The sequence below is a fragment of the Pseudoalteromonas sp. CR1 genome, from assembly GCF_019392235.1.
GTDB lineage: Bacteria > Pseudomonadota > Gammaproteobacteria > Enterobacterales > Alteromonadaceae > Pseudoalteromonas.
On the sequence record NZ_JAHXRM010000280.1, the window covers coordinates 1 to 269 of the forward strand.

The 269-nt window shown below is 64.3% G+C and carries 1 pseudogene; it reads left to right on the forward strand.

Annotated features, from left to right (window positions below):
- Positions 1-269: pseudogene (locus tag KZZ04_RS19420) on the forward strand (thiazole synthase); the annotation flags it as partial.

Consider the following 269-nt stretch of genomic DNA (forward strand, 5'->3'; position numbering starts at 1 on the left):
GTACCTACCAGTCCCGTTTGCTGGTCGGCACCGGCAAGTACCGCGACATGGAAGAAACCCGCCTGGCCATCGAAGCCTCGGGTGCAGAGATCGTCACCTTTGCCGTGCGCCGCACCAACCTTGGCCAGATCGAAGGGGAGCCGAACCTGCTCCAAGTGCTGTCGCCGGATCGCTACACTTTCCTGCCGAACACTGCCGGTTGCTACGACGCCATCGAAGCCGTGCGCACCTGCCGCCTGGCCCGTGAGCTGCTCGACGGCCACAACCTG